At 72.1% G+C, this 9797-nt stretch carries 9 protein-coding genes; 5 read left to right on the top strand and 4 right to left on the bottom strand.

Annotated features, from left to right (window positions below):
- The 4 genes from ACFWFR_RS13660 to ACFWFR_RS13675 all read right to left on the bottom strand — a co-directional run.
- On the bottom strand, positions 1 to 436 hold a 436-nt coding region (locus ACFWFR_RS13660; RefSeq protein ID WP_377623315.1), incomplete at its 3' end, for a DUF2809 domain-containing protein.
- Between the two features lies 1 nt (position 437).
- The gene (locus tag ACFWFR_RS13665; RefSeq protein ID WP_318244334.1) at positions 438 to 914 is read right to left on the bottom strand and encodes a MarR family winged helix-turn-helix transcriptional regulator; all 477 of its coding nucleotides are present in this window, start codon (positions 912 to 914) and stop codon (positions 438 to 440) included.
- Positions 915 to 1033: 119 nt separating this feature from the next.
- Entirely contained in the window at positions 1034 to 2686 is a 1653-nt protein-coding gene (locus ACFWFR_RS13670; RefSeq protein WP_377623316.1) for an MDR family MFS transporter, read from the bottom strand.
- A gap of 99 nt (positions 2687 to 2785) precedes the next feature.
- Positions 2786 to 3292, bottom strand: coding sequence for a MarR family winged helix-turn-helix transcriptional regulator (locus ACFWFR_RS13675; RefSeq protein ID WP_377618270.1), 507 nt, complete (start codon positions 3290 to 3292; stop codon positions 2786 to 2788).
- Between the two features lie 204 nt (positions 3293 to 3496).
- Here ACFWFR_RS13675 and ACFWFR_RS13680 point away from each other — a divergent pair, with 204 nt between their 5' ends.
- The 5 genes from ACFWFR_RS13680 to cydC all read left to right on the top strand — a co-directional run bounded on the left by ACFWFR_RS13680 (position 3497) and on the right by cydC (position 9766).
- Positions 3497 to 4096: a hypothetical protein gene (locus ACFWFR_RS13680; protein ID WP_377623320.1), complete on the top strand. Its 600-nt coding sequence runs from the start codon at positions 3497 to 3499 to the stop codon at positions 4094 to 4096.
- Between the two features lie 453 nt (positions 4097 to 4549).
- Positions 4550 to 5170, top strand: coding sequence for a DUF47 domain-containing protein (locus tag ACFWFR_RS13685; protein ID WP_056649187.1), 621 nt, complete (start codon positions 4550 to 4552; stop codon positions 5168 to 5170).
- Between the two features lie 5 nt (positions 5171 to 5175).
- Positions 5176 to 6180 carry an anion permease gene (locus tag ACFWFR_RS13690; RefSeq protein ID WP_377623317.1) on the top strand — a complete coding sequence of 335 codons (1005 nt, stop codon included), beginning with the start codon at positions 5176 to 5178 and terminating at the stop codon, positions 6178 to 6180.
- Between the two features lie 131 nt (positions 6181 to 6311).
- On the top strand, positions 6312 to 7907 hold the full coding sequence (locus ACFWFR_RS13695) for an ABC transporter ATP-binding protein/permease (protein WP_377623318.1): 1596 nt from the start codon (positions 6312 to 6314) through the stop codon (positions 7905 to 7907).
- A complete protein-coding gene (cydC, locus tag ACFWFR_RS13700; RefSeq protein WP_377623319.1) occupies positions 7904 to 9766 on the top strand; it encodes a thiol reductant ABC exporter subunit CydC in 1863 nt (620 codons plus the stop codon). The genes ACFWFR_RS13695 and cydC overlap by 4 nt, the downstream gene beginning before the upstream one ends.
- The last annotated feature ends 31 nt before the right edge of the window (positions 9767 to 9797 follow it).

Here is a 9797-nt window from a genome sequence, read left to right on the forward strand (position 1 = left end):
CCGCTCTGGCGTCCACGACCAGGTCGAGGCCGACCGCGAGCAGCACGCCCAGCAGGTAGAGCAGCAGGTCACGCGCGTTGAACGTGCTCCCGAGCACCCACGCCGCCGCGGGCACGACGTCGAGCACCGCGCCGACCGCGGGCGTCGCCTGGAGGGCCTCGACGAGCCAGCACCACGCGAGTGCCACGGCCCCCGCGACCCACGGCCTCAGCCGCGGGGCCACGAGCACGAGCGCCACGTAGACCGCGACCGCGTACAGCAGGTCCCCGACCACGTCACCGACGGGGTCGGGGACCTGCGTCGTCACCACGAGGCCCAGGGCGACCACGGCCGCGAGGACGGCCAGGACGCGCGGGCGGCTGCGCCGTCGGGCACCGTGCCACCACGGCGCGGACCCCCGCCGCCCCGCGGGCACCGCGTCCGGCCGGCCCGTCATCTCAGCGCGTCGCCTGCCAGCGCACGACGTCCTCCGAGTAGCGGTGCAGCAGGCCCGCGAGGGCTGCGACGTCGTCGGAGGACCAGTCGCTCAGGGCCTGCGAGATCGAGTCGACGCGCCGCTCGTGCGTGGTCCGCAGCAGCGTCGCGCCCTCCTCGGTGAGGGTGATGATCTGGCCGCGGGAGTCGTCGGGGTCCACCTCGCGGCACACCATCCCCACGGACTCGAGCCGTGCGAGCTGGCGCGAGATGGTCGCGCGCCCCACGCCGAACTGCTGCGCGAGGTCCGACCCCCGCACGCCGGGGTTCACGGCGATGTGCGCGAGCAGCGGGTAGGCGCTCGCGTCGAGGTCGGGGTGGATGCGCTTGGCCATCGCGTTCGCGGACGATCCCGCGCGGCGGGTCAGGACGCGCAGCTCGCGCTCGAGCGCGAACAGGGGCGACTCGTCGCTGGGCGAGGTGGTGGGTGTTGAGGACACAGTCGGCTCCGGCTGGTCGGTCGGCGAGGGCGAGGTCACGGCCCCATCATGGCGTGCAGCGGGGCCGCCGTGGAACAAGCATCCACGACGGCCCCGGGTGAGGTCCGGCAGGTGGGCGGTCAGCGCGACGCGCTGCGCCCGGACGGGGCGCCGTCGCCGGCCCCCGCGAGGACGGCCTGCTCGGCGTCGAAGTCGCCCTCGTGCTCCTGCTCGATCTCGTCGGTCAGGTCCGTCAGGCCGGCCGCGAGCTCGCGCTCGAGACGCTCGTCGAGGCCCGACTTGGTGCCGAGCGGCACCTCCTTGAGGAACAGGACGCAGATCAGACCGATGACGGCGAGCGGCACGGCCACGAGGAAGATGTCGGCGATGCCGTCGCCGTAGGAGCGCTCGACCAGGTCACGCATGGGGGCGGGCAGGGTGCTGACGTCGGGCACGGTGCCACCCGTCGCGTCGGTCGGCACGCCCATCTTGGCCAGGCCGTCCTGGATCGAGGTCGTGACCTTGCTCGCGAGGATCGCCCCCAGGACCGAGACGCCGATCGCGCCGCCCAGGGTGCGGAAGAACGCGACCGTCGAGGTGCCGGCACCCATCTCGGAGACGTCCAGGGTGTTCTGGACCGCGAGCACGAGGTTCTGCATGAGCATGCCCATGCTGGCGCCCAGGAAGAACAGGTAGACGCTGATGAGCACGAAGCTCGTCTGGTAGTCGATCGTCGACAGCGCGAAGAGCGACGCGACGAGGAACACGCCACCGGCGACCATGAACGCCTTGTAGCGCCCGGTGCGCGTGATGAGCTGGCCGATGAGCGTCGAGGCGACGAACGTCCCGATGATCATGGGGATCGTCAGCAGGCCCGACTCGGTCGCGGTCTTGCCGCGGGCCACCTGCATGTACTGGCTCAGGAAGACGGCCGTGCCGAACATCGCGACACCGACCGCGACGCTCGCGAGGACCGCGAGGACGAACGTGCGGTTCTTGAACAGGTGCAGCGGGATGATGGGCTCGACCGCGCTCTTCTCGACCAGGACCGCCGCGACCAGCGCGAGGACCGAGCCGACGACCATGACGGCGCTCTGCCACGAGACCCACTCGAAGTTGTTGCCCGCGAACGTGACCCACAGCAGCAGGGTCGAGACGCCCGCGCTGATGAGCAGCGCGCCCCAGTAGTCGATCTTGACGATGCGGCGGGGGACGGGCGGCAGGTGCAGCGTGCGCTGGAGCACGACGATCGCGGCGATCGCGAACGGCAGGCCCACGAAGAAGTTGAGGCGCCAGCTCACGGTGTCCGTGAGGACACCGCCGAGGAGAGGGCCGCCGATCTGGCTCACGGCCATGATCGCGCCCATGAGGCCCATGTACTTGCCGCGCTCGCGCGGGGAGATGATGTCCGAGATCAGGACCATGGCCAGGGCCATGAGGCCACCGGCGCCGATGCCCTGGAGGGCGCGGAACGCGATGAGCGTGCCGACGTTCTGCGAGAGGCCCGCGAGGGCGGCCGCGACCACGGAGATGACGAGCGCGACCTGGATGAGGACCTTGCGGTTCGTCAGGTCGGCGAGCTTGCCCCAGATGGGCGTGGAGATGGTGGTCGTCAGCAGGGTCGCGGTGACGACCCAGGTGAACGACGACTGCGACCCCTCGAGGTCGCTGATGATCTTGGGGAGCGAGCTCGAGACCACGGAGGTCGCGAGGATCGAGACGAACATCCCGAGCAGGATGCCGGACAACGACTCCAGCACCTGCTTCCGGGTCATGGTGGTGGTAGCGCTCATACAGGTCTCACATTCATAGGTCGTGCTTCTTCGTCGAAACGTCGTGGCAAGGCCCGACGGCGGAGGTCGGGCCGGGTGGGCGGGTCGCCCGGGGAGTGGTCAGGTGCGCGAGAGCGCCTCGGTGAGGCGCTCCAGGTGGCGGATCGCCTCCCGGAGCTGTTCGGGGGTCCAGCCCACGAACGTCTCGGCGGTACGGCTGGTGAGGAGCGCGAAGGTCTCCTCGACCTTGGCGCGTCCCGCGGGCGTGAGGGTCACGCTGCGGGCGCGACGGTCGTCGTCGCACGCGGTGCGCTCGACGAGGCCGGCCTCGGCGAGATGGGTCACCTGGCGGCTCGCGACCGACAGGTCGACCCGCAGGTGGTGCGCGAGCTCGGTGACCTGGAGGGGGCCGCAGCGCTGGAGGAGCCGGAGCGCTCCGAGCGAGGCCCGGGGGAAGTCGAGCTCGCGCGACAGGCGGGCCGAGACCTCGCGCTGGGCGCGGTTGAGCTCCTCGAGCGCGACCGTGAGCTCCATGACGGGGACGTCGAGGGGCTGGGTCGGGGAGGGGGTGGGGGGTGCCGCGTCGTCGAGGGGGGCATCGAGCGACGGGGTGGTGGAGAGGGACACGCGAGAAGGCTCCTTAGTTGCTGCAAGCAACGATACTCCGAATGGTTGCTGAGGGCAATGGTTGCAGGGGGCATCTTCTGCGATCCGGTTCACGTGCGTCGGGCTGCTCCGCCGCGCCCGCGCGAGTCCCGCCGTCGGGCCCCTGCGTACGATCGAGAGGTGAGCGAACAACCGACCCCCACCCACCGCCCGCGCCGCCCCGCGATGCTCGACCCGCGCGACGCCGAGGAGCTCCCCGGGGAGATCGACCCCGCGCTGCGCGACCAGATCGCCCACACGACCGCGGCCGCGATCGTGCACGGCGCCCGCGCGTCCGAGGACCCCGAGGTCGTCGACCGGCTCATCCGGCTCGTCGAGACCGAAGGGCTCGACGTCGTCTCGGGACTCTGGGCCGACTCCGCCCCCTCGACGCTGCCCGGAGCCCTCTGGCGCCTGTACGTCCTGCGCGAGTGGGTGCGCCGCGACCCCGAGACCGTGACGCTGCGCTACCGGCTCGGCGTCGACGCGGCCCCCGTCCACGAGGTCGTCGCGGGCGTCGCGAGCCCGCCCGGACCCCAGGACGTGCGCAAGCTCGCGGACGCCGTGCTCTCGGGTGTGTTCGCCGGAGACCTCGCCGTGGCCCTCGAGCGGGCCGCCGCGTTCTGCCGCATCCTCGCCACGGGGGCCGCGTTCGACGCCGACACGCGCGAGGTCGCCGACCCGGACTCGGCGCTGCGCATGACGCGCGGCGCCTCGTCGCTGCTGCGCACCGCCGAGGAGCTCGAGCACGCCGCCGCGCTCTGGCGGGCCGACAAGCTGGACTGACGCTCCGCCGTCGGGCGCGCGGGAGCGGGGCGCGGTGCTCGCACGGTGCCGTCACCAGCCGGTTCGGAGGCTCCCGCCGAGCGGGCGTAGGATGAACGACGACGTCGGGTCGCGGTAGCCCCGGGCTCCAACATCAGCCGCTTCGAGCGGCCTTCGCGCCGACAGGCGCTCCCGGCCCGGCGTCGCCCCCCACCATGACGTGAGCCCCGTTCCGCCCTGCCCTGGCAGGCGTTCTCGGTGCTGCCGTCGGGGTGCCCGAGCGATTGAACGTTCAGGCGACAGTTCGGTTACATTTGACGGGCGTTAGGGATGCGTTAACGCGCACCTCGAGCGCTTCTCACCACAGCGTCACCTTCCAACAGAACACCTGTGACATCCAGGTGGCGATCGCTCTGAGCGGTCGTCATCTCGCCTGTGAAACCCCACCAGCGTCCAGCCCTTCCGGAGCCTCCCGTGCGCTTGCGCCTCACCCCGCGCGATACCTCGTTCTTCGACCTTCTCGCTGACTCCGCGCAGCACCTGGTCACCGGGGCAAACCTTCTCGCCGAGCTGCTCGGCGCAGACCGGCCCACCCGCAAGGAGCTCGCCAAGAAGCTGGCCGAGACCGAGCACCTGGCTGACGACGCGACGCACACGATCATGCGGCGCCTCAACCAGACGTTCGTCACGCCGTTCGACCGCGACGACATCTACGGCCTCGCCTCCGCGCTCGACGACTGCATGGACTACATGGAAGAGGCCGCGGACCTCATCGTCCTGTACAAGATCGACGAGCTGCCCGCACGCGTCTCCGAGCAGGTCCAGGTCCTCCAGCGTGCGGCCGAGCTGACCGCAGAGGCCATGCCGCGCCTGCGCTCGCTCAACGACCTCGCCGAGTACTGGGTCGAGGTCAACCGCCTCGAGAACCAGGCCGACAAGATCCACCGCAAGCTCCTCGCCGAGCTCTTCGACAACGTCGCCGACCCGATCCTCCTCATCAAGCTCAAGGAGGTCGTCGAGATCCTCGAGCAGGCCGCCGACGCGTTCGAGAAGGTCGCGAACACCGTCGAGACCATCGCGCTCAAGGAGTCCTGAGCTCCGTGGAATTCGCTCTTGTCGTCCTCGTCGTCGCGCTCGCGCTGAGCTTCGACTACACGAACGGATTCCACGACGCGGCCAACGCGATCGCGACGTCCGTCTCGACGCGCGCGCTCACCCCGCGCGCTGCCTTGCTCATGGCCGCGGTCATGAACTTCACCGGCGCGCTGCTCGGCACGGAGGTCGCGGAGACCATCGCGACCTCGATCGTCGACCTCCAGGACGTGCCACCGCACACGGCCCTGGTCGTGGTGCTGTGCGCCCTGATCGGGGCCATCGTCTGGAATCTCATCACCTGGTGGTTCGGGCTGCCGTCGTCCTCGACGCACGCCCTCATCGGTGGTCTCGTGGGCGCCGGCCTCGCCGGCGGGCTCGCGATCTACGGCCAGTCGATCGTCGACAAGGTCGTCCTGCCGATGATCTTCTCCCCGATCGTGGGCTTCGGCCTCGCGTTCGCCGTCATGGTCGGTCTGCTGTGGCTCTTCCGCCGCGCGTCCCCCTCCAAGACGACGCGCCGCTTCCGCCTCGCGCAGACCGTGTCCGCCGCGGCCATGGCCCTGGGCCACGGCCTCCAGGACGCGCAGAAGACCATGGGCGTGATCTTCATGGCGCTCCTCACGGTCGGCTGGGCCAGCCCCGACGAGGGCATCCCGCTGTGGGTCAAGCTCGCCGCGGCGGCCGCGATCTCCGCCGGGACGTACTCGGGCGGCTGGCGCATCATGCGGACCCTGGGACGCAAGATCATCGAGCTCGACCCGGCGCGCGGGTTCGTCGCCGAGTCCGTCTCCGCGATCGTGCTCTACGTCAACGCGTTCGCGCTGCACGCACCGGTCTCCACGACGCACACCATCACGTCCGCGATCATGGGTGTCGGCGCCACCAAGCGGCTGTCCGCCGTCCGGTGGGGCGTGGCGAAGAACATCGGCATCGCCTGGGTCCTGACCATCCCGGCCGCCGCTCTCGTGGCCGCGATCATGTACTGGATCCTGCACCCGATCCTCGGCTGATCCCGGGCGGTCGCCCGGAGGTGACCGCCTGTCCGCTCGCATCTGAAGAACTGTCAGAATCGGGACCTTCGGCCGTCGTTCCCGGACCTTTGGACAGCCTTTCCTCACCAGCGCGGCGATAGCGTCGAACCGTGAACCGTGCACGCGCCGTGGCGCTCTCCTGGGCCTCGTCCCTCCTCCTCGCCCTCGTGTTCCTCGGGGTCGGGGCCGCCATGGACGACCTGCTGGTCGGGGAGGGGCCACCCGTGGTCCTGCTCGTGGCCCTCGCGCTGCTGGCAGGTGTCGCCGCGTGGGTCGTGCCCACGCTCGGTGCCCGTGACCAGGCCCACGAGGAGCGCACGCTGCGGCAGGGCGTCGTCGGGCACGTGCTGGCGCTCGGCGTGGCCGAGCGGACCCGCGAACGGGCAGGGCGGATCGTCTCGACCGCGACCGACGGGGTCGAGCGGGCGGCTGCCTACCGCGGCACCTTCGTCGGGCCGATGATCGCGTCGATGACGGTCCCGCTCGTCGTGCTGGTCGTGGTCGCCCTGACGATCGATCCCGTCGCTGCCCTCTGGCTGCTCGCCGGGGTGCCCGCCATCCCGCTCGCGGTCGGCGGCTTCCAGGCGGCGTTCCGCTCCGTGAGCCAGCGGTACCGGGCCAGCTCGCGCCTCCTGTCCGCCCGGTTCCTCGACGCCTTCCAGGGCCTGACGACGCTGCGCCTGCTGGGCGCGGGCGGACGGATGGGCGCCACGCTGGCCGAGGCCGCCGAGGACGTCCGCAGGCACGTCATGCGGATGCTCGCCGGCAACCAGGTCGTGCTGCTCGTCGTCGACTCGGTGTTCTCGCTCGCGATGATCACGGGCGCGGCGGCCCTGGCCATGAACCGCCTGGCCGACGGTGCGATCACCCCGGGCCAGGCCCTCGCCCTCGTGCTGCTCTCGACCCTCCTGCTCGAGCCGCTCGACCGGATCGGTCAGTTCTTCTACATCGGCATGGGCGGCATGGCCTCCGTCCGGGAGATCCGCCGCCTGCACGACGAGCAGCCCGACGTCGTCGACGCTCCCGGGGTCACGGCTCCCGGCCCGCTCACCGCGGCGGGCGTCGAGTTCGAGGGGATCGGCTTCGCCTACACCGAGGGCGTGCCGGTCCTGCAGGACGTGTCGTTCGAGGTGGCCGCGGGGGAGAAGGTGGCCCTCGTGGGACCGAGCGGCTCGGGCAAGACGACCGCCGGATCCCTCCTGCAGACCGCCCTGCGCCCGGACGCCGGGCGGGTGCGCCTGGCAGGGCACGACCTGGTCGACGTCCCGGTCGCGTGGGTGCGCGAGCACGTCGCCGTCGTCGCCCAGCACACCTTCCTGTTCACCGGGACGCTGCGGGACAACCTGCTCGTCGCCGCGCCCGGTGCGAGCGACGCGGACTGCTGGCGGGCCCTCGCGGACGCCGACCTCGCGGAGGTGGTCCGTGCCCTCCCCGCCGGGCTGGACACCGCGGTGGGCGAGCGTGGGCTGTCGCTGTCCGGCGGGCAGGCGCAGCGCCTCGCGATCGCCCGCGCGTTCCTCAAGGACGCCCCGGTCCTCGTGCTCGACGAACCGACCTCCCAGGTGGACCTCGCCTCCGAACGAGCGATCCTCGAGGCCCTCGACCGTCTCGGTGCCGGCCGCACCGTCCTCATGATCTCGCACCGACCGGCGACCATCGCCGGGGCAGACCGGGTGCTCACGCTGACCGACGGGACGATCCGATGACCACCCAGCAGGCCACCCCGGCCCCGAGCACGACCACCGGTGCGGGCCCTGCGCCCGCACCACGTGCTCCGCTCACCCGCGCGGCCCTGCGACGTCGGCTGCTCGACGTCGGACGCCCCGTGCTGGCCCCGCTCGTCGTCTCGGCGATCTTTCGGACCCTGGCCCTCCTCGTCGGGATGGCGCTGCTCGCCGTCGCGGCGTGGGGAGTGGGCGCCGTGGTCGCCGACCGCACGGGCGCCCCCGGGGCCGCGCCTGTCGGTGCGATCATCACCGTGATGGTCGTCCTCTCCCTGGTCAAGGGAGTGTGCCGGTACCTCGAGCAGCTCGCGGGGCACTACGTCGCGTTCCACGCGCTGGCCCTGCTGCGGATCTTCTTCTACGACCGCCTCGAGCCCCAGGCCCCCGCCGCGGTCGAGGGCAGGCGCACCGGAGACCTCCTCTCCCGCGTGACCAAGGACGTCGACCGGGTCGAGGTGTTCTTCGCGCACACGCTCGTCCCGGCCACCACGGCCGTGATCGTCCCGGTCATCACGCTCGGCTACCTCGCCGTCGCGATCAGCCCGGCCGTCGCGCTGGTCCTGCTGCCCTTCCTGGTCGCCGTGGGCGTCGTCGTCCCGTGGTGCGGGCGAGCCGCGACCGCACGGGCCTCCGCGACCCTGCGGGCCACGCGCGGCGACATCGCCCAGCACGTCACCGACACCGTCCAGGGCGTGCGCGAGGTGCTGTCCTTCAACCACGAGGACGCTCGCCAGCGCGAGCTCGCCGAGCTCGACGCGCGCTCGGCCCGGTCGCTCGCGGGCATCGGGCGATGGATCGCGCTGCGCCGCGGGGCGAACACCGCGCTCGTCGCGCTCGCGGTCGTCGCCGAGCTGGTTCTCGTGACGACCATGGTCGACGCCGGGACGATGACCTGGCAGAGCGCCGCGGTCGTGCTCGCCATCACGGTCGGTGCGTTCGGCCCGGTGCTCGCGGTCGAGGACTTCTCCGCCGACCTCGAGCAGGCCTACGCCTCGGCCCGACGGATCTTCGAGGTCACCGACGCCGACCCGGTCGTGCCCGAGCCGGCCGACCCGGTCCCGGCACCGCGCCGGGCGCCCACGGTCGTGGTCGAGGACGTGACCTTCACGTACCCGGTCGGCGCGGACGCCGCCGACGTGCGCGCCGAGCCGGCGGTCCGCGGCGTCTCCTTCACGGCGGCAGCAGGCACGACGACGGCCCTCGTCGGGGCGTCCGGCTCCGGGAAGTCGACGATCGCCTCGTTGCTCGTGCGGTGCTGGGACGTGGACTCGGGAGCGCTGCGCCTCGACGGCACGGACGTCCGCTCCTTCGGGCTCGCCGACCTGCGTGCGACCGTCGCCGTCGCCCAGCAGAGGCCCTACCTCTTCAACATGACGATCGAGGAGAACCTGCGGATGGCCCGGCCGGGCGCGACGGTCCAGGAGATCACCCAGGCCTGCCGCCGGGCCGCGCTCGACGAGGTGATCGACGCGCTGCCCGACGGGCTGGCCACCGTGGTCGGCGAGATGGGGGAACGGCTCTCGGGCGGTCAGCGCCAGCGGCTCGCGGTCGCGAGGGCGCTGCTGAGCGAAGCCCCGGTGCTCGTCCTCGACGAGGCGACGTCCCAGCTCGACGCCGCGTCCGAGGCCCGGGTCCTGGCCGGGGTCCGCGAGGCCGGTGCCGGGCGCACCGTCATCGTCGTGGCGCACCGGCTGTCGACCGTCGCCGACGCGGACCGCATCGTCGTGCTCGACGCCGGGCATGTCGTCGAGCAGGGGACGCACGCCGAGCTGCTCGCGGCCGGCGGCGCGTACGCGGCGCTCCTGGACCGGGAGGCCGGGTCGCTCGACGGCGCCCTCTGAGCAGCGGCCGACGGCGCGCCGCGCTCGAGGC

The organism is Oerskovia sp. NPDC060287, assembly GCF_042726775.1.
Classification (GTDB): domain Bacteria; phylum Actinomycetota; class Actinomycetes; order Actinomycetales; family Cellulomonadaceae; genus Oerskovia; species Oerskovia merdavium.

Excerpts from the sequence above, each read along its gene's own strand:
- cydC (WP_377623319.1), top strand. The coding sequence starts at position 7,904 with ATGACCACCCAGCAGGCCACCCCGGCCCCGAGCACGACCACCGGTGCG.
- ACFWFR_RS13680 (WP_377623320.1), top strand. The coding sequence starts at position 3,497 with ATGCTCGACCCGCGCGACGCCGAGGAGCTCCCCGGGGAGATCGACCCC.
- ACFWFR_RS13670 (WP_377623316.1), bottom strand. The coding sequence starts at position 2,686 with ATGAGCGCTACCACCACCATGACCCGGAAGCAGGTGCTGGAGTCGTTG.